At 60.7% G+C, this 21867-nt stretch carries 19 protein-coding genes; 7 read left to right on the plus strand and 12 right to left on the minus strand.

Translation table 11 applies throughout. The annotated features are described in order from the left end of the window. Positions 1-21: 21 nt before the first annotated feature. Positions 22-2235 (plus strand): glycoside hydrolase family 3 N-terminal domain-containing protein, encoded by a 2214-nt coding sequence (locus KVT38_RS10955; RefSeq protein WP_217593756.1) that lies wholly within the window; start codon positions 22-24, stop codon positions 2233-2235. A gap of 643 nt (positions 2236-2878) precedes the next feature. On the opposite strand, the gene KVT38_RS10960 is transcribed toward KVT38_RS10955, so the two are convergent. Continuing rightward, positions 2879-3751: a carbohydrate ABC transporter permease gene (locus tag KVT38_RS10960; protein ID WP_217593757.1), complete on the minus strand. Its 873-nt coding sequence runs from the start codon at positions 3749-3751 to the stop codon at positions 2879-2881. Between the two features lie 16 nt (positions 3752-3767). Further along, positions 3768-4709, minus strand: coding sequence for an ABC transporter permease (locus KVT38_RS10965; protein WP_217593758.1), 942 nt, complete (start codon positions 4707-4709; stop codon positions 3768-3770). 147 nt (positions 4710-4856) lie between these two features. Here KVT38_RS10965 and KVT38_RS10970 point away from each other — a divergent pair, with 147 nt between their 5' ends. The 3 genes from KVT38_RS10970 (at position 4857) to KVT38_RS10980 (ending at position 10110) form a co-directional block, all read left to right on the plus strand. After that, complete coding sequence (locus tag KVT38_RS10970; RefSeq protein WP_217593759.1) at positions 4857-6638, plus strand: sensor histidine kinase; 1782 nt, start codon at positions 4857-4859, stop codon at positions 6636-6638. A gap of 37 nt (positions 6639-6675) precedes the next feature. Continuing rightward, positions 6676-8283, plus strand: a complete 1608-nt coding sequence (locus KVT38_RS10975; protein ID WP_217593760.1) for a response regulator transcription factor — start codon at positions 6676-6678, stop codon at positions 8281-8283. 120 nt (positions 8284-8403) lie between these two features. Continuing rightward, entirely contained in the window at positions 8404-10110 is a 1707-nt protein-coding gene (locus tag KVT38_RS10980; RefSeq protein ID WP_217593761.1) for a type 2 periplasmic-binding domain-containing protein, read from the plus strand. A gap of 86 nt (positions 10111-10196) precedes the next feature. On the opposite strand, the gene KVT38_RS10985 is transcribed toward KVT38_RS10980, so the two are convergent. Next, entirely contained in the window at positions 10197-10760 is a 564-nt protein-coding gene (locus KVT38_RS10985) for a CBO0543 family protein (protein WP_217593762.1), read from the minus strand. Between the two features lie 227 nt (positions 10761-10987). Then, a complete protein-coding gene (locus tag KVT38_RS10990) occupies positions 10988-11779 on the minus strand; it encodes an endonuclease/exonuclease/phosphatase family protein (RefSeq protein WP_217593763.1) in 792 nt (263 codons plus the stop codon). Between the two features lie 220 nt (positions 11780-11999). Here KVT38_RS10990 and KVT38_RS10995 point away from each other — a divergent pair, with 220 nt between their 5' ends. Beyond that, a complete protein-coding gene (locus tag KVT38_RS10995; RefSeq protein WP_217593764.1) occupies positions 12000-12428 on the plus strand; it encodes a LysM peptidoglycan-binding domain-containing protein in 429 nt (142 codons plus the stop codon). Positions 12429-12710: 282 nt separating this feature from the next. After that, positions 12711-13601, plus strand: coding sequence for a copper amine oxidase N-terminal domain-containing protein (locus KVT38_RS11000; RefSeq protein WP_306795313.1), 891 nt, complete (start codon positions 12711-12713; stop codon positions 13599-13601). 62 nt (positions 13602-13663) lie between these two features. On the opposite strand, the gene KVT38_RS11005 is transcribed toward KVT38_RS11000, so the two are convergent. From KVT38_RS11005 to KVT38_RS11030, 6 genes are all read right to left on the minus strand, one after another. Then, a complete protein-coding gene (locus KVT38_RS11005) occupies positions 13664-14380 on the minus strand; it encodes an SDR family oxidoreductase (protein WP_217593765.1) in 717 nt (238 codons plus the stop codon). An 80-nt stretch (positions 14381-14460) separates the two neighbouring features. Continuing rightward, positions 14461-15021, minus strand: coding sequence for an NAD(P)H-dependent oxidoreductase (locus KVT38_RS11010; RefSeq protein ID WP_217593766.1), 561 nt, complete (start codon positions 15019-15021; stop codon positions 14461-14463). Between the two features lie 68 nt (positions 15022-15089). Next, positions 15090-15668 carry a TetR/AcrR family transcriptional regulator gene (locus tag KVT38_RS11015; protein WP_217593767.1) on the minus strand — a complete coding sequence of 193 codons (579 nt, stop codon included), beginning with the start codon at positions 15666-15668 and terminating at the stop codon, positions 15090-15092. An 89-nt stretch (positions 15669-15757) separates the two neighbouring features. Beyond that, a complete protein-coding gene (locus tag KVT38_RS11020; protein ID WP_217593768.1) occupies positions 15758-16174 on the minus strand; it encodes a hypothetical protein in 417 nt (138 codons plus the stop codon). Positions 16175-16704: 530 nt separating this feature from the next. Further along, positions 16705-17775, minus strand: coding sequence for a HAMP domain-containing sensor histidine kinase (locus tag KVT38_RS11025; RefSeq protein WP_217593769.1), 1071 nt, complete (start codon positions 17773-17775; stop codon positions 16705-16707). Next, positions 17772-18464 carry a response regulator transcription factor gene (locus KVT38_RS11030; RefSeq protein ID WP_217593770.1) on the minus strand — a complete coding sequence of 231 codons (693 nt, stop codon included), beginning with the start codon at positions 18462-18464 and terminating at the stop codon, positions 17772-17774. The genes KVT38_RS11025 and KVT38_RS11030 overlap by 4 nt, the downstream gene beginning before the upstream one ends. Positions 18465-18808: 344 nt before the next feature. On the opposite strand from KVT38_RS11030, the gene KVT38_RS11035 reads away from it, so the two are divergent. Next, positions 18809-19462 (plus strand): DUF2306 domain-containing protein, encoded by a 654-nt coding sequence (locus KVT38_RS11035; protein ID WP_217593771.1) that lies wholly within the window; start codon positions 18809-18811, stop codon positions 19460-19462. Positions 19463-19516: 54 nt separating this feature from the next. Here KVT38_RS11035 and KVT38_RS11040 read toward each other — a convergent pair whose 3' ends face one another. Both KVT38_RS11040 and KVT38_RS11045 read right to left on the minus strand, forming a co-directional pair. After that, on the minus strand, positions 19517-20854 hold the full coding sequence (locus tag KVT38_RS11040; protein ID WP_217593772.1) for a polysaccharide deacetylase family protein: 1338 nt from the start codon (positions 20852-20854) through the stop codon (positions 19517-19519). Positions 20855-20896: 42 nt separating this feature from the next. Beyond that, positions 20897-21622 carry a hypothetical protein gene (locus KVT38_RS11045; protein ID WP_217593773.1) on the minus strand — a complete coding sequence of 242 codons (726 nt, stop codon included), beginning with the start codon at positions 21620-21622 and terminating at the stop codon, positions 20897-20899. Positions 21623-21867: the final 245 nt, after the last annotated feature.

Genomic DNA, 21867 nt, shown 5'->3' on the forward strand with positions numbered 1-21867 from the left:
AGAAAGAAGGTCATATACGTCATGTCCGAATCGAAAGTCCCTTCATCTTCGTCTTCGTCTTCTTCGGAGAAGCTGCCTCTGCATGCCCTCCTCGCACGGATGACCCTGGACGAGAAAATCGCCCAGCTGATCCAGCTGGCCGTTCCCTTCTTCGAAGGCGCGTCGGATGCCGGCCTGATCACCGGCCCGATGGCCTCGCTCGGCATCGGCCAGGATACCGTCCGCGGCGCCGGGTCCGTGCTCGGCATGGCCGGCGCGCAGGAGACGATCAACGTCCAGCGCAAGCATCTCGAGCACAATCGCCTCGGCATTCCGCTCCTCATGATGGCCGACATCGTGCACGGCTTCAAGACGATTTTCCCCGTGCCGCTCGCCATCGGCTGCTCGTGGGACCTCGCGCTCGCGGAGCGCAGCGCGGAGATCGCCGCCAAGGAAGCGTCCGTGTCCGGCGTTCACGTCACTTACGCTCCGATGGTCGATCTCGTGCGCGATCCCCGCTGGGGCCGGGTTATGGAGTCGACGGGCGAGGATCCGTATTTGAATGCGGAGTTCGCCAGGGCGTTCGTCCGCGGCTTCCAGGGCGACGATCTGAGCGGCGACCTCGACCGTGTCGCGGCCTGCGTCAAGCATTTCGCCGCCTACGGGGCAGCCGAAGCCGGACGCGACTACAACACCGTGGACCTGTCGGCGCGCCAGCTCCGCGAGTTCTACCTGCCGGCGTACAAGGCTGCGCTCGACGAAGGCTGCGAGATGGTGATGACGTCGTTCAACACGGTCGACGGCGTCCCGGCCACGGGCAACGTACCGCTGATGCGCAAGCTGCTGCGGGAGGAATGGGGCTTCGACGGCGTGCTCATCTCCGACTGGGGCGCGGTCAAGGAGCTCATCGCCCACGGCATCGCCGCGGACGAGCGCGAGGCGGCGCTGAAGGCGATGAAGGCCGGCGTCGACATCGAGATGATGACGTCGTGCTACGCGAAGCATATGGCCGAGCTGATCGAAGCCGGCGAAGTGGATGCGGCGCTGATCGACGAAGCGGTCATGCGCATTCTGCAGCTCAAGGACAAGCTCGGCTTGTTCGACAATCCCTATCGCGCAGCCGATCCCGAGCGGGAGCGGGCAATCGTGTTCAGCGACGCGCACCGTGCGGCCGCGCTGGAGCTGGCGCGCAAATCGTGCGTGCTGCTCAAAAACGACGGCATCCTGCCGCTGTCGCCCGCGCTAAAGGTGGCGGTCGTCGGTCCGTTCGCCCGCAGCGGCGACCTGCTCGGGCCGTGGTCGTGGACCGGGTCGCAGGACGCGGTCGTCCGCGTGTCCGAAGCGATCCGCGCCAAGGCGGCGGCGCCTGAAGCGGTGACTGTCGCGGAGGGCTGCGGCATCGAGACGGCATCGACCGAGGCGCAGCTGCTCGAAGTCGAGGCCGCCGCGCAAGGCGCCGACGTCATCGTGCTCGCGCTCGGCGAGCACTCCGACATGAGCGGCGAAGCCGGCTGCCGGGCCGACATCCGGCTGCCCGAGGCGCAGCTCGCGCTGGTGCGCCGCGTGAAGGCGCTGGGCAAGCCGGTCGTGGCCGTGCTGTTCAACGGCCGGCCGCTCGACCTGCACGGCATCATCGACGAAGCCGATGCCGTGCTGGAGGCGTGGTTCCCCGGCTCCGAGGGCGGCGTCGCGGTCGCCGATCTGCTCTACGGCGACGCCAATCCGTCGGGCCGCCTGACGATGTCTTTTCCGTACAGCGTGGGCCAGGTGCCGGTGTACTACAATGCCTTCAACACCGGGCGGCCGCAAGGCGCGCCGGACGCGCAGGTCCGGTACGTGTCCCAGTACCTGGACATCCCGAACGAGCCGCTGCTGCCGTTCGGCTACGGACTCGGCTACGCCGCGTTCGAATACGGCGAAGCCGCGCTGTCCGCGGACGCAATGACGCCGGATGCGCCGATCACGGTCACTGTGCGCGTCACCAATGTCGGCGCGGTCGCTGGCGTCGAGACTGTCCAGCTGTACGTCCGCGATATCGCGGGCGAGGTCGTCCGGCCGGTCAAGGAGCTCAAGGCATTCCGCCAGATCGAGCTGCAGCCGGGCGAGAGCGCCGAGGTCGCGTTCGAGCTGAGCGAGAGTCAGCTCCGGTATTACCACGCGGACCTGACGCACGCGAGCGACGCAGGCGCGTTCCTCGCGATGGTCGGCCCGAACAGCCGGGACGTCGCGTCGCTGCCGTTCAAGCTCGTCAAGTAAATAAAGGAAAGCCCTCGGAGCGCGCTCTGAGGGCTTTCCTTTGCAGAAGTAATGGGCTACGCTGAGGTTTCGGACAGGAAATTCCGAACCCGTTAGGGCGGCAAAACAATCTTCGGGCGGCGATAGTGCCTTTTGGAGCGTATCTTCACCGTTCTGGGCGTCATGGAGGCTGAGATAGTGCCTTTTGGCGCTTATCGGCACCGTTCTGGGCGCCATGGAGGCGGCGATAGTGTCTTTTGGCGCTTATCGGCACCTTTCTGGGTGCCTTGGAGGCGGCGATAGTGCCTTTTGGCGCTTATCGGGCACAGAGGTTACACGGTTTATCCACGCAACTTTGCGCCCGGACGAGAGGTTCTGCAAAGTTACGCGGTTTTTCCGTGCAACGGAGTTCCTGGACGTTTGTTTCTGAGACGTTACGCGGTTTTTCCGTGTAATTCACGCCCGAAGGATGGCTTGTGTCCGAGTTATACGGTTTTTCCGTGCATCTCCGCCCAAGCCGATGACTTCTGCGCGAGTTACGTGGTTTTTCCGTGCATCTCCGCCCCGGCTTCCGACGGTACTTGGCAACAATCAGGCACGCTCGCGGCTGCACGCAACAAAGCGCGCCCGGCTCGGCCGGACGCGCGTCTCTCGCGCAAACTGTTTACTCTTTCACCGCACCGATGACGATGCCTTTGACGAAGTAGCGCTGCAGGAACGGGTATACGATCAGGATCGGCAGTGCGCCAATGAAGATCTGGGACGCCCGCAGCGTGCGCTGGGACAGGCCCTCGATCGCGGCCGGATCGAACTTCGTCATGTCCGCCTGCACGATGATCGTCTGCATGAAGCTGGCGAGCGGCAGCTTGGCGGCGTCCTTCATGTAGATGAGACCGTCGAAGTACGCGTTCCAATGTCCGACCATCGTGAAAAGGGACACGGTCGCCAGCGACGGCAACGAGACCGGCAGGTAGACGGACCAGAAGGTCCGCACGTGGCCCGCGCCGTCGATAAACGCCGCCTCCTCGAGCTCCTTCGGCACGGAGCGGAAGAAGTTGAGGAGCAGGATGATGTTGTAGACGGCGACCAGGCCCGGCAGAATGAGCGCGAACAGGTTGTTGATCAGGTGGAGCTTCAGAATCAGAATGTAGCTCGGGATGAGGCCGCCCGGGAACAGCATCGTGACGACGAAAAACCACAGGTACACGTTGCGCGCCCGGAACACGCGGGTGTCCTTGGACAGCGCGTAGGCTGCGATCGCGTTCACGAGCATGCCGAGCGCCGTGCCGAGCACCGTTCGTTCGATGGAGATCCAGAGCGACTTGAGGAAGTTGGCGTTGTTGAACGTCTTCGCGTACGCCTCGAACGTCAGCCCCTTGGGCCAGAGCGTGACCAGCCCCGCGTTGGCCGCGGCGCTGGAGCTGAGAGACACCATCAGCAGGTGGAACATCGGCAGGAGACAGAGGATTGCGATCACCAGGAGCACCGTATTGTTGAATGCGCTGAACACGCGATAAGATAGCGTTTTATGATACACGAGGCTTCACCCCTTTCTAGAAAATCCGGTATCCTGCGAACTTGTAGGCAAGCCGGTACGAGAATACGATGAGGATCAGGCTGATCACCGACTTGAAGAAGCCGACGGCCGTCGCGAAGCTGAATTGTCCGCCCAGGAGGCCTTCGCGATAGACGAACGTGTCGATGATGTCGCCCTGCTGGTAGATCATCGGGCTGTACAGGTTGAACACCTGGTCGAAGTTGGCGTTCAGGACGTTGCCCATCGCGAGCGTCGCGACGACGATGAGGATCGGCAGCAGCGACGGCACGGTGATATTGAGCGTCTGCTTCCAGCGGGAAGCGCCGTCGACTTCGGCCGCCTCGTACAGCGACGGATTGATGCCGGACAGCGCCGCGAGGAAGATAATCGTGTTGAAGCCGAACTCCTTCCACACGTCGCTCACGATGATCGTGATGCGGAACCAGGTGCCGTCGCCGAGAAAGAAGATTGGCTTGATGCCGAAAACGTTGTTCAGCAGCTGGTTGACGATGCCGGTCTGCCCGAGCAGGTCGATCAGGATGCCCGACAGCGTGACCCACGACAGTAAGTGCGGCAGATAGACGAACGTCTGGATCGAGCGCTTGAGCCCCATTTTGCGCACCTCGTTCAGCAGCAGCGCGAACAGGAACGGCACGACCAGGTTCAGCACGACCTTCGAGCAGGCGAACAGCAGCGTGTTTCCGATGATCTTGATGAAGTAATCGTTGGTGAACATATAGTGGAAATGCTTGAATCCGACCCAGGGCGAATGGGCGAACCCCAGCCTGGCCTTATAATCCTGGAATGCCATGACGTTCCCCAGCATCGGGACGTACGAAAAGATAAGCACGAGCAGGGCGGCCGGCAGCACCATGAGGTGAAGCGTCCACGGCTGCTTGTAGCCGCGTTTTCTGTCCTTGAGCTCGCGCGCCGCGGACTTGGTTGTGTTTGCTTCCATAGCTCTCCCCCGTTTGCGGATCGATTGATGGGCACAGAGCGAACCCTTGTTAAGCCATAGTAGCAACCGGAAAGGCCTTACAACTATAAGACATTGTTAGGATCGATAGGGTTTTGTTAAGCAATTGAGCGGGGGAGGAACGCGCGTATGCGCTGGAATATGGAAGGCGCGCCTTCGATGAAGGGCGGGCCGCTGAAGATGAGCATGTTCGCCAAATACACGGGATTGATCGTCGCCCTGTTTATCCCGATCGGCATCGTGTTCGCCTACGCCAACAACGTCGCGAACCGCGTCATCGGCACGGAGATGCGGGCTTCGAACATCAGTCAGCTGTCGTTCCTCTCGAGCCAGATCGACTCGCGGATCAATCAGACGATGGACTTCGTCTTCACGTTCTCCAAGGATCCAAATGTCCAGAAGTTCAACGGGCTCGGCGTCTGGGACGACCAGTACGACCGGATGCAGACAAAGTACATGCTCCAGGAAAAAATGGAGCTGCAGTCCGGCATCGTGACGATCTGGCCGGTCGAGTTCACGGTGTATTCGCAGGTGCACAAGGAAGCCGTCACCAACTCGAACACGGACGCCCCGTACGACGAGGACTATCTGGCGCGCAACCTGTCGGGCAGCTGGATCTACGACGACCAGGCGCCGGCGTCGGGGGAAGCCAAGGCGTTCCGCTGGCTTTACACCGATTCGTTCGGGCAGCAGAACAAGCTCACGGGGAGCAATCTGGTCGTGCAGGCCAGCTTCGGCCGGGAGAATATCCAGAACATGCTGGATACGTACAAGGAAGGCGGCCAAGGAGATCCGCTGTTCTATTACAAGGGCCGCGCCCCGATCCCGAACCGCTCGGCGTCCGCACAGCTCGTCGCGGAGGTCCGGTCGTACCTGGACGGGCTCACCCTCGGCGACACGATGCAGCGAACGATCCGGCTGAACGGGGACAGCTACCTGGTCAGCCTCGTGAAGTCGCCGCTGCTCGGCGGTTATCTCGTAGACATCGCGCCGCTCGACCAGGTTCTCGGACCGATCTCGTCGAGCCGCAACCTTTTTTACCTGTCGATGCTGCTGCTCTTCCTGTTCGGCACCTTCATCTCCGTCCTGCTCTACCGGGACGTGCAGCGTCCGATCGCGAAGCTCATCGGCGGCCTCAAGAAGGTGCAGCGGGGCAACTTCTCGGCGCGCATCGACGCCAAGGCGAACGGCGAGTTCACGTTTCTGTTCTACCGGTTCAACGACATGTCGCGTCAGATCGAGCGCCTCGTCGAAAACGTGCTGAACGAACGGATGCGCGCCCAGGAGGCGACGATGAAGCAGTTGCAGGCGCAGATCAATCCGCATTTTCTCTACAACTGCCTCGGCTACATGATCAACATGGCGCAGATGAAGGAGAACGACGCCGTCGTCGCGATGGGGTACAACCTTAGCGCCTATTACCGATACATCACGCGGATGGAAAAGGAGACGGCGAGCCTCGCGGAGGAAATAAAGCTGATCGCGAACTACCTGGACATCCAGAAGTTGCGCAACGGCCGGATCCACTACACGATCGACGTGCCCGAGGAGATGCTTGGCCAGCAAGTGCCGCGCCTGATGCTCCAGCCCCTAGTGGAGAATGCCGTCATCCACGGCGTCGGCAAGTCGTACGCCTCGGGCGAGATTCGCATCCGCGGAGAGATGGCGGTGGACGGTCTCTGCCGGATCTTCGTCGACGACGACGGTCCCGGCATGGAGCCCGAGCGACAGGCCCTGCTGAATCAACGGCTGACCGGCCCGCTCGAGGAAGATATGGGCGCAGGCCTTTGGAATACGAACCAACGCATCATCCATTTCTTCGGCAAGCGTTCAAGCCTCCGTTTCTTCCGCTCCGAACTCGGCGGCGTCCGCTCGGAGATCGTCTGGGAGATGCCGAAGTCGGCGCCATGACCCACAACCTACGGATTCGGACAAGGAGTGCTATCATATGCAAATGATCATCGTAGACGACGAAGCGCATTGGGTGGACAATCTGTCCATGCACAAGCCTTGGCACACGCTCGGCATCGAGCAAGTTCACAAGGCGTATTCCGCCCATGAGGCCCTGCAAATTATCAATACGCATCCGATCGACATCGTTATCTCCGACATCATCATGCCCGAGATGACCGGCGTCGAGCTCATCGGCAAGATCAGGGAGTACGACAAGCGGATCAAGTGCATCATCTTGTCCGGCCACGCGGACTTCGACTATGCCAAGGAAGCCGTCCGCAACCACGCGGTCGACTACCTGCTCAAGCCGCCGACCGACGAGGAGCTGTTCGGGGCCGTCCGTACGGCGATCGAGCAGCTGAACGCGGAGTGGGAACGCGTCAGCTCGCTGGAGCGTACGCAGTTCGCCCTGCGCGAGAACTTGCCGATGCTGCGCGGCCAGCTGCTGCTTGGCGCCATCCGGGGCGAGCGGATGTCTGCAGAGGAGTGGACGCGCAAGCTGGACACCTATGGACTGCCGTTCCGCGACGGGAACTGCGCGCTCGCGCTCGTGCGCCTGGAGGATGAGTTCGACCCGTACCGGAACAACGGCCAGCATCTGCTCGAGTATGCGATCGCCAATATCGCGGAGGAAATTTTCGGCGAGTTCATGGAGGTTTGGAGCGTCAAGGAGGAACACGGGTATCTAGCGTTTCTGCTGCAGTTGAAGCAGGGCGCGGCCGTGGACCGGCCCGACCTGCTGCTCGAGAACCTGGCCATGCAGGTGCAGGCTAAGGTGAAGCAGTATCTCAAGGGCTCGCTGTCGGTCGTCATCACCGAGCCCTTCCGCTTCCCCGGGGAGCTGGCGGAGCAGTACCGGCAAGCGGCCTCATACTTCCGGCGGATCGTCGGCGACGAGCGCGAATTCGTCATGAAGGTCGACTCGGCCGAGCAGCCTTCGCCGCTCGGGGCGCTCGAGGTGCTGCATCGGCCGCCGGTGCTCCTCCATCTGCTCGAGGCGGGGAGATGGGATGCGGTCGAGGACAAGCTCGCCGCGGTCTTCGCGGAGCTGGAGGACAAGGGCTCCGAGTCCTGGGAACACTGCATGGAGGTCGGCTTCGCGATCTCGTCCGCCTTCATGCACCTGGCGCACCGCGGCGGCAAGACGCTAGCCGGCCTGCTGGGCGGGGAAGACGAGCTCGCGCAGCTGGGGGAGACGTTCGCCTCGATCGGCAAGCTGCGCAAATGGGCGCTCGCGGCGCTTGCCCGGCTGCGCGAGGGTACGGTCGACGACGCCCAGGACGCGCGCTCGCATTACGTGCAGAAGATTCAAGCCTACGTGGACGCGAACTTGCATCTCGACGTGTCGCTGCGCGCGCTCGCGGACCATGTCAATTTGCATCCGACGCACCTGTCCAAGATCTACAAGCTCGAGACCGGCGAGGGCATCAGCGACTACGTCGCCGCGCTGCGCATGAGCCGTGCCTGCCACCTGCTCAAGTCGACGGATAAGAAGATCTACGAGATCAGCATGGAGATCGGATACCTCGACCCCGCGTACTTCATCAAGGTGTTCAAGCGTCAGTTCGACGTCACGCCGCAGGAGTACAGAGAGCGTCATTGAAACGTTTCGCCAACAGCCTAACAGAGTCCTACGAAAACTAATATCTCCATATGGAAGCCCTCCCCGAACGGTTGGTACAGTTAACACAGGCAGTCATCATGCGACAGTGGGGGATAAAATATGGGTAAATTCAAAAAGTCTTGGCTCGTGCCCGCGGCTATGTCGGTCGCCATGCTGGCCGGCTGCGCGGACAACGGCAACGGCAACGGAGCCGCAAGTCCGTCCGGCGCGGCATCGGGAGCAAGCGCGTCCGCATCCGCTTCTTCCGCGCAATCCGTGGCCGACAAGGCGTTCGCGGCAGGCAAGTACGATCCGCCGATCGAGATCAGCACGATCCTTATGCCGACGACGTACTCGAACGGCGACACCAAGGAGAACAACGTGCACGACCGCTGGATGCTCGACACGCTCGGCATCAAGCTGAGCAAGGATACGTGGTATCCGGCCGGCAGCGATCAATACAAGCAGCAGCTTCAGCTCGCCCTGACCTCCGGGGAGAAGCTGCCCGACTTCATCATGGTGCCGACCGACTCGGTGCTGACCAACCAGCTGATCGACTCGGGCGAGTTCATGCCGATCGACGAGCTTTTCGACAAGTACGCCACAAAGGTCTGGAAGGACCACGCCGCCCAGCATCCTGAGCTGTGGTACCCGTTCACCAAGGACGGCAAGCATTGGAACCTGCCGATCATGGAGTACACGGACAACGACGACACGCTGCTCTGGCTGCGCGAAGACTGGATGGAGAAGCTCAACCTTGAAGCTCCGAAGACGATCGCGGATCTTGAGAACATCATGGACAAGTTCAAGAATCAAAACCCTGACGGCCTGGCGCCGAAGGACGTCTACCCGCTCGCCATCTCGCTCAAGAACAACACGAACACGTGGATGGGCGGCCTCGACTGGCTGTTCGGCGCGTACGGCACGATTGAAGAGCAGTGGAACAAGGACGCCGACGGCAATCTCGAATACGGCTCCGTGAACCCGGGCGCGAAGCAAGCGCTGGCGAAGCTGCAGGAGTGGATGAAAAAGGGCTACATTCACCCGGATACCGCGCTGTGGGACGAAGGCAAGTCCGCCGAGATCTGGACCAAGGGCAACGCCGGCGTGCTGCCGGGCGCGAACTGGGTGCCGGACTGGCCGGCTCCGGACCTGCTCAAGAACGTGGCAGGCGCGAAGTACAAGGCTTACCCGGTCCCGGCGGGTCCGGACGGCAAGATCGGCACCAAGTGGCAGAACTCGGGCGTCAACAGCAGCTTCATGGTCAACAAGAACGCCGAGCATCCGGAAGCGATCCTGCTGTACTACAACTACATGCTGGATAACCTCGCCAACCCGGCCGCAGGCAGCCCGTACGAGCACGGCTTCGCCAAAGGCTACGACTGGGATATCGTCGACGGCCAGCCGACGAGCGATGCGTCCAAGATCAAAAACTACAACGACAAGTTCCCGTTCATCACCGGCCCGGCGCGCATTCCGGACCTGTACATGAAGACGCTCGTCAAGCTCGCCGACGGCGGCAAGCCGGAGACGCCTTACGAGAAGCAGCAGGCCGAGTCCCGCAAGCCGGAAAACTGGTACGCCGCGAAGGTCGTCATGTCGCAGATTGACGTCCGCAAACAAAACTACTTCACCGGCGCCGCGACGCCGACCATGATCGCCAAGTGGAACCTCCTGCGGCAATCCGAGCTGGAGACGTTCAACAAGATCATCTACGGCAAGCTGCCGGTCGACGCGTTCGACACGTTCGTCGCCAGCTGGAAGGCGAACGGCGGCGATCAGGTCACCAAGGAAGTGAACGATTGGTTCAAGTCGGTCCAGCAATAAGGCGGATCGGCAAAAAAGGGACGGCCGCGAGAGCAATCTCACGGCCGTCTTTTTTGCGTGCGGCTGATGCGATAACCATCCTTGCTTCAGGAGCTTGCCGTCGCCCTGGCCCCCTTGCGCAGCAGGCCCTCCAAGGCGCCTTTGACGAGCGCGGATTTGGCGACGTAGATCGGAAACGAGTAGACGTGATGCCAATTGAGCATCTCGTACAGATCGATCCAGACGCTGATGGGCTCCAAAATGAACGCAAACACCGCTCCCATAATCGTTTCCGCGATCAAAAACGACCGCCACTTGGGAAAGTACTGATAGACCAGCATGTGCAAAACGGGCAGCATGACGAGGTCAATCGACGAAAGCTCGGGAATAAACCGAAAAAGCTTATGCGGATAAATCCACAAATTGAGCTCGAAGCCGATATGATCCAACAAAAAGATGAGAAAACTGATCGTCACGCCGAATAACAAAATGTTCGGGAGCCGGGCTTTATCGACGAGTCTCCACCAGACGATCCAGGGAATGATGAATGCCGCGAGCAGCAGCCACCACTGCGGCGCGAACAGATCGTAGTGCAGCCAATATTTATGGCCGAGCGCTGTGAGCTTCCGATGGACATCCTCCATTTCTCCGAGCAGGGACTCGCTCGACATTCGTTCGACCTCCGATCCGAATTCCATTCACCGACCGCCGACACCGCGAATCCTCTCCGGCGACGGCCGCTGCCGCGGTTGCACAGCCTGAGCGTAGTCGTACTCTGGCTATTGTTGCCTGAGCCGGTATATCTATGCGGACGTGCGGGACACTGTTCAATTGACGCTCCGCCCAGCAAAAAACGGAGGTCGGCAAACCGCCGGCCTCCGTTCTTCGTAATGGCTTGCTATTTCGTAGACAGCACCGCGCACACGGGATAGTGATCCGAAGGATAACGACCCTCGTATTGGCCCCGGTCCACTTCGATCCGCGCCACGGCGACGTCCGGCGAAGCGAAGATGTAGTCGATCGGCTCCCCAACCTCGCCGCCTCTGAACTCATGGAACGTCGATCCGGCTGCCTTGGCTCCGCCAGGGAGCGCCGAGTAGCCGTTTACGTAACCCGCTTGCTCCAATCCGTGCACGGCCGCGTGCTCCGGCCCGACGTTGAAGTCGCCGGTCAACGCGACCGGCGTCTCCGATCGCGCGCGCAGCGCTTCGATCCGATCCATGATCAGCCGCATCCCGTTCACCTGCGCCGGTTCGCTGACATGGTCGAGATGCGTATTGAATATCGTCAAGCCGCCCCCATTCCCGCCTTCGTCCGCCGTGCCGACCAGCCTCGCCCACGTGCACATCCGCGGATAATCCGCGCCCCAGCCCAGCTCGCCGAGCCGCTCGGGCGTCTCCGACAGCCCGAAGCTGCCGTATTCCACGACCCTCGCCTTGCTTTTCTTGTACCAGACCGCACAGAATTCGTCCGCTTGCCCGCCGCGCCGGCCCTCGCCCACCCACGCATAATCCGGGAGCAGCGGCGCGAGATCCAACAGCATCGCATAAAGCGCCTCCTGCATGCACACGACGTCCGGTGCGTGGCGCAGGATCGCCTGTGCGACGGCTCGCGGCCGGTGCGGCCAGGCATTTTCGCCATCCGACGGGACGTTCGTTCGCAGATTAAACGTCATCACTTTCCATTCCACGCGTATCACCTCAAGTTCGTATTGGCGCACATGCCATGCAACTTGAAACCAGTTTACCGCGTGTGTCCCCTTCGGTCTATATCCGCCATTCACGTCGGAACGCTCCACAACGAAAACGCATTCGGCGACGACCGCTCCTTTTTCTAACCGAATCTGTCACCTTTTTCGCCTAGCACGATACTCTATATAGACAAATGACCATTTTAACGGAGGGTTTATCATGAATCGTGCATTTTTTCCCGGCGGCGGATTTGGCGGAGGAGTTGGCGGCGGATTTGGCGGCGGCGGGTTCGGTCGTCCCTTCTTTCGTCCCTTCCCCCATCCCTTTTTCCCCCGCCGCGCCTTATTTCCGTTTTTCTTCTTTTCTCCGTTCTTTTTCCCCTTCTTCAGGGACGGACAATCGGACGATATGCTTTTCGCGCAGCATCAATCTCAGCCAGGAGATACGTTAGCTTCTGTAGGCCACAAATACAATATCCCACATGCGATTCTGGAAGAAGCCAACCCGCATCTGTCCAATCCGAACCAGCTTCAAGCCGGCGAGATGGTTTACATCCCCCGCATTTCCAATATGATGTGCCAAAAGTCTTACACGGAAATGCCGGCATCGGAGCAGCAGACGCAACCGGCGATGCAGAGCCAGTATTAATAATACGAATAACAGAAAAAGACATAAGCCGCCAATCGGAAAGATTGGCGGCTTAATTGCTATGGCGTATTTAATGAAACAGTGAATGCCTGTCAAGACCTATCCTTAAACGACACAATACGACAAAACGACCATATCATTTCGTTTAGAGCTTGTGGTAATATAAGCCTCAAATTCGTTCCCGGCGGGGGACCGATTTGCGGGACCGAACCCTGTCGCTCCGACAGCTGTTACAGCCCGCACCAATCAACTCAGTACAAACTTCAAGGAGGCGTAACGGAAATGATGAAAATGAAATGGACCGCGATCCTGTCCTGCGTATTGGCGGCAAGCTTGATGTCTGGAACGGCGGCATTCGCCAAATCGGCCGAGCAGCACGGCAACAAAGGCGGCAATTCGGCCGCCGTCAAAACGCAGGTGGAAGAGAAGAAGAACGAATCCAACGGCCATGATAAAAAGGAAAGCGCTTCCTCCGCTACATACGGCAACTCGGAAAGCGTCACGTCCGCTACATACGGAGGACCGAACGGCTACAAAGGTCTGCTCCACGCCATCGAGAACGTCAAGGACAAGCCCGCCGGTCCCGTCCTGGCCAATCTCCTGCTCACCAAATACGAGATGAAGCTTACGGATCAGCAAAAGGCCGAACTCGAGGCCATCCAGGAGCAAGATAAAGCCTTGTCCGCGATCGCCGACTTGCTCGACCAAAAGGGAAGCGTCGTCGACGCCGTGTATGTGCAAAAAGAAGCCATCAAAGCCAACGCCAAAAACCTGGCCAGCTACCAGAAGCTCGGCAAGCTTTACAAAAAGTCGGGCAAGACCGGCGTGAATCTGTTCGTAAACGGGGACGAGACGATTCCCGCAGTAGCGCCGATCATCCGCGACGGCAGCACGCTGGTGCCTTTCCGCGCCATCGCCGAAGCCTTGAAGGCGGAAGTCATTTATAACGCCGCCGACCGCACGGTCACCGTGACCCGCGACGGCACATCCGTCAAGCTCGTCTTGAACAGCAAGACGGCGTACGTCAACGGGAAAACCGTTAAACTGGACGTCACCGCGACCGTCGTGAAGGGCAGTACAGTCGTTCCCGTGCGTTTCGTCAGCGAAGCGCTGGACTCGACGGTCAAGTGGGAGCCGGTATCCCAATCCGTTGTAATCTACGACAATCCATAAAGACCGGTTAACGAAAACTGCGCTGCGAGTCCGAGACGGACCCGCAGCGCAGTTTTTTTCTATTACCAAGGAAGCTCGCTGTCCATATAGTAGAACCCGCCGGTCGGCCCGTCTTCGGGCAGCGTTGCCAGGCGAACGGCCGTGACCGCGCCTTCCTCCGCAGTCAGCTCCGCCTTGTCTCCGCCCATGCGCGTTTTCACCAGACCCGGGTGAACGGAATTGACCTTCAGGCTCGTGCCTTTGGACCGTTGCGACCAATAAGCCGTCAGCATGTTGAGCGCCGCTTTGGAGGCCGCGTAGGCCGGGGTGGCGATCCGCTGCGCGAGCTCGTTGTTCAGGATGAAGTGAATCGAGCCGAGCGCGCTGCTCTGGTTCACGATGCGCCCCGCGTCGCTCTTCAGCAGCAGCGGCATCAGCGTCTCCGTAATGAGGAACGGCGCGAACGTGTTCACCTCGAACGTATCCCGGAATGCGTCGCCTTCGTACGCGCCGCTCTCCGCCCAGATCCCCGCGTTGTTCACCAGAATGTCCAGGCGGCCGTACTGCTGCGCGATATACCGTGCCAGCTCCGCGATATGCGACGCATTGGTCACCTCGAGCTCGACGCCTTCGGCCTGAATGCCTTCCAGACGCAGCTCGGCCGCGGCCTTCTCCGCGGCGCCGATCGTGCGCGCGGACACCAGCACCGTAATCCCCTGGCGGCCCAGCTGCCTGGCGACCTCAAGCCCGATTCCGCCGCTTGCACCCGTTACTAACGCGATTTTGTTCTGGTTTGCCATGATAAAAATGCCTCCTCGTATAAGTTCGATCTTCGGATAAAAGCCGTCATTCCGATATTTGCTGTGGCCGACCGACGTCATTACCCGTTGCTTGCGACGAGGTCCGCCGCTGTTACGCGACTCGCGGTCGCCAGGTGACGTACGTACGCTTCTGCGCTTTCGGCCAGCTGTTCATCCGTCAAATGTCTTGCGCCATGCGTGGCGAAGGGCGGCAGGTAATGCGCGCCGACGTAATTTGCCAGCGCTTCGATCGGCTTAGCGATATCCCCGATTGTGAACAGATTGTATCCGCCGGGCCGATACGAAGCCGCCGTCCCCGCCGTCGATATGGCGATGCCGATCTCCTTGCCCTTCAGATGCTCGCCGCCCGGACCGAATGCCCAAACCGGCGCCAGCACTTCGTCGAACCACTGCTTGAGCAGCGGAGGCGTACTGTACCAGTAGAGCGGATATTGGAAAATGATTCGGTCATGGGCGTCCAGAAGCGCCTGCTCGCGGCGCACGTCGATTCGACGGTCGGGATACGTCGGATACAGCTCGTGCACGGTCATGTCGGGCAGCAGCCTGAGACGTTCGGCCCAAGCCCTGTTGATTCGGGATTGCGACAGATCCGGGTGAGCGACGATAATCAACGTTTTCATAAGCACGCTCCTTGTATTGAAGTATTGGGAATGATCGTTCTAGAATGTTGAAAAAAAGGGCGATGCGCTTAAGGCTCCAAAATGCGCATCGTCAATTCGGCGGTTCGTTCGAGCTTCTCCTTCGCGGTCGTCGTCCGCGTCATGACGCGAAGTCCCGTCAGCGCATTGTGCAAATATTCCGCGAGTTCCGCAGCGTCGTACCGCTTGGTGAACTCCCCGCTCTCCTGTCCCCGGACGACGATCTCAGCAAGCAGACGCTCCGTGCTCGCGAACGCTTCGCGTGCCTTCGCGTCCACCTCCGCATCCCGCAGCGCCAGCTCGGCGGCCGAGTTGACGAGCATGCAGCCGGCAGGCGCATCTTCTTCCCCGTGGATGATGAAGCCAAAGACGAGCCGCAGCGCTTCTCCGGCCGACCGGGACCGCTTGACGCAGGCTGTCAGCCGGTCGCCGATCCGGTCCTCGAACCGTTCCAGCGCCTTGAGGAACAAGGTGTGCTTGTCGGTAAACGTATCGTAAAGACTCCTGCGATGGATGCCCATATGCTCGACGAGATCGTTCAGCGACGTTTTCTCGTAGCCTTGCTCCCAGAACAGCTTCATCGCTTTTTCCAGGACAGCGGCTTCTTCGAACTCTTTGCTTCTGGCCATTAAAATTCCCTCCCGATCCCCATCATAGCATTTTGAGAACGACCGGTAAAGAAAGGGCAAGGCAAGCCGCTCATGTAAGCGTGCGATCCTCAACCGATCGCGCGCAGCTCCCGCCCCTGCGCCGACAGCCAGCGTACGGCTTCGTCCCGATCCTCGAAGCTCTCTTGCCGGTAAGGCAGCGTGCCGAGACCCTCGACCGTGCGATTCACGCTCATCCTGGCGATTGCGCTATGCGGCTCGAGCATGGCCAGATGACGAAGCCCGCTCTCGTAAGCGCGCCGGATGAAAAACTCTCCGATCCATGCCTTGTCCTCGGCCTTGATCGCCGAGCCCTCGCGAATATCCATCAGCACCTTGCTGCCGTATCGCAGCTTCAGCAGATCCGCGCCCTTGAGCAGAATCGTCTGAAATTCCTCGCCGTATGCGAACCCCTTCCACTCGATGACAACGCTTCGCAGCTCGTCGTCCCAAGAGACCTTGCCGTGCTTCGATTCAAAGTAACGCATGCCGTCCAACTCCTCTTCTCATTATGCGCATTTAACGGGAACGATCGTTCTTGAATGAGGACCGATGGCCGTTCCGCGTCCTTGCTTCTGAATACAGAATAACATATTGAGAACGATCAGTAAAGAATTATTTTTACCAATCGTTCTCAATATGGGCATCGTCTTGAGCGCTGCAGGGGTGGCGTTAGTGCCCGTTTGCGTTTATCGGCGCCGTCTTGAGCGACACAGTGGCGGCGTTAGTGCCCGTTTGCGCTTATCGCCGCCGTCCTGAGCGACACAGTGGTGGCGTTAGTGCCCATTTGCGCTTATCGGCACTGTCTTGAGCGACACACAGTGGTGGCGGTAATGCCCATTTGCGCTTATCGGCACTGTCTTGAGCGCCAAGAACCTCCTTCCAGCCTTGGATGCACTTTCGCAGGATGGTGCTGCACGATCGGAACTGTATAGACGACCTAGACGCCTGGACGTTCTAGACGATCCAGACGGTCTACACGCTTAGGCCCTCTTGACGGGTAGACGTCCCATACGGCCTAGGCGCGCGAGGCCGGAATCCAGCCGCGCAGCTCCGCCCCGCCCTCCGGCCGATTGGCTGCGGTCAGGTCCCCGCCGTGCGCGCGAAAGATGCGCCGCGCGATCGCCAGCCCCAGCCCCGCACCTCCCGTATCCCGGCTGCGAGACGACTCGCCCCGGTACAGGGGCTCGAAAGCCCGGGCAAGGTCCTCGGGGGCAAACCCCGCGCCCGTGTCCCTGACGACGACGACGACGCGGTCGCCCTCCGGCTTGCAGCGCACGACCACGGCCCCCTGCTGCGGGACGTGTCTCACCGCATTGTCGTGCAGATTGCCGAACGCACGGGAGAGCTGGTGGGCGTCGCCGCGCACGGCGCAAGATTCGGCGCCCGGGGGCTCCGCCACGATCGATACACCCTTCGCTTGCGCCGCTCCGCGCACGCCTTCGACGGCACGGTGGACCTCCGCCGCCAGATCCAGCGTCTCTCCGTCCAGCGCCGCGCGGGGATATTCCGTCTTCACGAACGCGAACAGATCCGAGACGAGACGGTCAAGCTGGCCGGCCTTGTCCTGACATACCGCGACGTATCTCTTCGCCTGCTCCGGCGAAGCGGCGATGCCTTGCTCCAGCCCTTCGAGATACCCTCTTAACGCGAACAGGGGCGTCCGTAAGTCATGGGCGATCGCTCCGATGAAAAATCGGCGTTCCTCCTCCAGCGCCTCCCGTTCCGCCAAAGACTGCCTGAGTCCGGCGAGCATCGCCTCGAAGCCGTCCCGCACCTCCGCGATCTCCCGGATCCGGGATTCGGGCAGGACGATGTCCAGATCGCCCCCGGCGATCTCCCGGGCGCTCCGCCCCATCGCCTCCAGCGGCTTCGCAATCCATCGGCGCAGGCCATATTCGAGGAGCGCGGCGACCAGCAGCACGCCGGACAGCGCGGCGATCCAGATGCCGATCCGGCTCGGCGCCCCTTCTCCGAGATGAAGCCCGCCCGCGTCGGCGATCGCAGCGATCGCGTACGTCGTCCAGGTGAGCGTCAGGACCGCCAGCAGCGAGAGCACCAGCAAGCTTCGAATCCGCAGGCGCCTCATCGGGGCTTGCCCTCGAAGCGGTAGCCGACGCCCCATACGTTCGCCACATAGCCGGGCTGGTCCAAATCGAGCTCGATCTTCTCCCGCAGTCGGGCGATATGGACGCGGACGGTGTGCTTGTCGCCGATCCCTTCCCAGAATTGCCGGAGCAGCTGCTCGTAAGTGATCACTTGGCCGGGACGCTCGCACAGCAGCCGCAGCAGGTCGTACTCCCTCGGCGTCAGCGGCACGCTGACGCCGTCGACCTTCACGTCGCGGCTGGCCGGGTCTACCTGCAGACGGCCGAAGTCAAGCAGCCGCGGTCCGGCATGCATCGGAGGAGCCTCGGCGCGCCGCAGCGCAGCCTTCACCCGCGCGACGATCTCGCTGGGGGATGCTGTCTTGACGATGTAATCGTCGCCGCCGATGCCGAGGCCCCGAATCTTGTGCATGTCGTCGTCCCGCGCGCTGAGGAACAGGATCGGCACGCCGCTGATCGCGCGGATCCTGCGGCAGAGCTCGAAGCCGTCCAGCCCCGGCATTATGATGGCCAGCAGAATGAGATGGACGTCGGATGCCTGGAACGTCGCCATCGCCTCCTCTGCGCGGAGCGCCGTCGAAACGCGGAATCCGTCGTTTTCCAGAAAGTCGCGCATCAGCTCCACGATGCTCTCGTCATCGTCCACGACCAGAATCGTCCGTTGCTGCATGTTCGGTACCCGCCTTCTCGCCGGCCGCAGCCGGCGGCCTTTCTTTGGTCCCTTCAGTATAGCACTTCGGGCTCTCCGTACGTCTTACGGGCAAGCTTCGTGATCGTTCGTTGACGGTTTCGTGACGGATGAACGCCCCCTTTCGAGACAAGATCCGATTATGCTTAAACGAAGGGCTTGCCTGCATCCCGTTAGCCTAAATCTCATTTAAGGAGCTGTTCGCATGTCGTTTCACGGTCAACTTCTGCTCACGGCCAATCTCTGGTTCGGGGTCTCCCTCTTCGTTTTCGTCGCCTTCAGGTTCTCCCGGCTTCGCGATGGACGCGGCTTCCGCAGACGCAGCGATGAACGCTAAGGCGTCGCTGCGCGCCCTCGTTATCGTCGCGATCGGCTTCGTCGTCTGGACGCTGCTGAACCGGTTCGTCCTCGATCCGCAGTTCGCCGCCTTCCTCGCCCACAAGACCGATCTCGCGCGTCCGCTTCGGCTGACGGCATGGTTGCGCGTACTGGATGTCCACATCGCGTTCGCCTGCCTGGCGCTGCTGGCCGGTGCGCTCAACTTCGCGGGCCGCCCGCCGGGCGTGCGCAGAGGCCGCCATCGGGCGGTCGGTTATCTATACCTCTTTAGCGTGCTGGTCGTCGTCGTGACGTCGGGCTACCTGGCGCCTTACGCGACCGGCGGCCGTGCGGTATCGATGGCTTTTAACCTGCTGAACATGATCTGGATCGCCGTGACGATCGCCGCCTTCGTGACGATCCGGCGCAAGCAAGTCGACCGGCATCGCCGGTGGATGATTCGCAGCTACGCGTTCTGCTTCACCAATCTGTCCATCCATCTGCTCGAGATGGCGCTGACGCGCGCGTTCGGCGTGCCCTATGCGACGGCATACGCGGTCAGCGTCTATGCCACGATCCTGCTGCTGGCCTTGATCGCGGAGCTGATCGCCCGGCGGACTGTCCCGAGTTCGCCGCGAACAACGACTAGCGCGCTTCATTAGCGCCGCGCGCGCCAAAAACGGCTTTCGTGAGAAAGCCGTTTTTTTTGTCAGCGCTTATTTAAAAATAACGAACTTTAAATCCTTCGCTTTTAGATACTTGATGATGGCAGGCAAAGCTTCTACCGTGTGCTGGTCTTCGTGCATTACGTACACGCCGCCAGCAGCCTCGACCTCGCGGAAATACCGGATGATGTCGTCGGCATTTTTGGCGTTCCAGTCCTCCGGATCCCGGTTCCACAGGATCGTCTTCATCCGCTCCTTCGCGGCTGCGGATACGAGCGCATCGTCGACGGCGCCGTACGGCGGCCGGAACAGGGTCACCTTCTCGCCGGTCAACGACTCCAGCAGACTACTCGTCATGGACAAATTTTTGCTACGATCCTTCGCGGAGGCCTTGGTAAGCACGCTGTGATCCCATGAGTGATTCCCGACCGACATACCGTGCTCGTGCGCGTAGACTACGCCTTCCGGATGGCGCTCCGCGTTTTTTCCGACGAACAGGAACGTCGCCGCGATCTTGTGCGCAGTTAAAATATCCACGATCTTCTTCGTAAGCGGGGACGGCCCGTCATCGAAGGTCAGGGCGACTTCATCCTTGGGCAGCCCGAAGAATTTCTTCTTCGCGTCGACGTCCACGACGACGAATCCGGTTGCCTTGGCGTCCTGCTGAAGCGAGGCTTGCGCGGGCGCCGCCTGCTTGGCGGGAATCGCGGCGACCTCTGCATCGGCAGCCTCATTCGCGTCTGCGCGGACGTCCGCATGAACCGCCGCTTCCTTGACATTGTCCTGCGCGGCGACAGGCTCGACAGGCTCGACCGCGGCGCTCGTCTCCGCAACGCCGGCCGGCTTCGTCTCGGCGCCAAGCGCCTCACCGCCGGGCAGTGCATCCGCCCTGCCGCCGGTGGACACATAGAGGACGACCGCTGCTCCGCATAGCAGCAGCAGGAGCAGCGCCGACAGCCTCGGACCGTATGCAGCAAGCTTCCGCGGCAGCAGCCCCCGGCTCCGGGCAGGCCGCTCCTGTCCGATCTTCCCGCCTCCTCCGTCCGGCGCGAGAAGCGAAGGATCGCCCTGCCTGATCCGGCGAATCTGCGCCAGATACGCTTCGCTGCAGGTGAAGTACAGCGTGTCCTGCAATGCGTTCGTCATCCGGACCAGCGCGCTATAATACGCTTGCCTGTACGGATCCCACTTGGGATAGGGCGAGAGCCTCGCCCGGCCGCCGTCCAGCGGCCGCAAGGCTTCCAATTCCAAATAAGTAAGCTCGTCGATATCGATGGCGTACGTATGCTGCCTGTCTTCGCAGGACATGGCGATTTCTATCCGGTTTCTACCGTCCTCGGTACGCCCGAGCGACAGCAGCTCCATTACCTGAATGCTGTAAGTCTTCATGACTTCTTCGCCCTTCTGCTCCCGGTCCCGATTGAAAAAGCCTTAGTCGGCCGAGACGCCGTCCGTCCTGCCCGCGTTCGAGCCGAACGGCGATGTCAGCCGGCTGGTGAAGTCGTTCACGATCGTCAGCAGATGCGTCTTCTCCTGGCGCAGGGCGTCGAATTTTTGCTTCATTTGGGCGAGCTCCGACTCGAGCCGCTCGCTCTTTTCCTCAAGCTCGCCGATCTTTTTGTTCTTCTCCGCGGAGGTGCCGTTGTACTTCTGGAGCAGCCCCGCGTAGTTCTGGCGCTCGAGCTCGAGCATGCCCTTGAGCTCCTCGATCTCGCCGGCAAGCGCGGCCTGCAGCTCCCGGTAATCCTCCATCATCTGATCGACCTTCAGATTTTTGTCGACCAGCCGCCGCTCAAGCTCTTGGATGCTTTTCTCGCGCTCCTCGACGACCTTGCCCAGGTTTCTAAGATCCCGGTTCAGGCGGTCGGTCTGGCCGTTCGCATGATTGAGCCGATCCTCCAGATCCCGATGGCTCATCTCGACATGCTGCTTTTCCTTGATCATCTGTTCGACGGCAAAAATCAGATCGAGCGACCTTTTGTCCATATGGCTCCTAGGCACTATAGCCGCGTCCGACGACGCTTCGCCATCCTCCGCCCCCTTCGCGAAGGCCGTTCCCTCGACCGGGGCCTCCGGCGCTTCCTTCCTCAAGTCTATTTCTTCGCGCGAAGGCTGCTGCTCCGCGCCGTTCTTCTTCTTTAGGAAGGGAGAAAACATCGATGAATTCACCTTTTCTGAATAAATGTTGATTCGTGTCGAATGATGTTATTTTTCATTATAGATGAATTTTCCAATTTATTTACGGGGCCGAAGTACCTATTTGAATACCGGCACTTAGGCTAAAAGGCGGGGGAACGAGGATGATAGCGCATTCGCTGCACGCTGCGGCGCCTACTTCTCCCTTGCAAATTCGCTTTCCTCTCTCGGCACGGCGGTTTGCTCCTATAGCGGCGCTTTCGGAT

This window comes from Cohnella sp. GbtcB17 (assembly GCF_019091135.1).
GTDB lineage: Bacteria > Bacillota > Bacilli > Paenibacillales > Paenibacillaceae > Cohnella.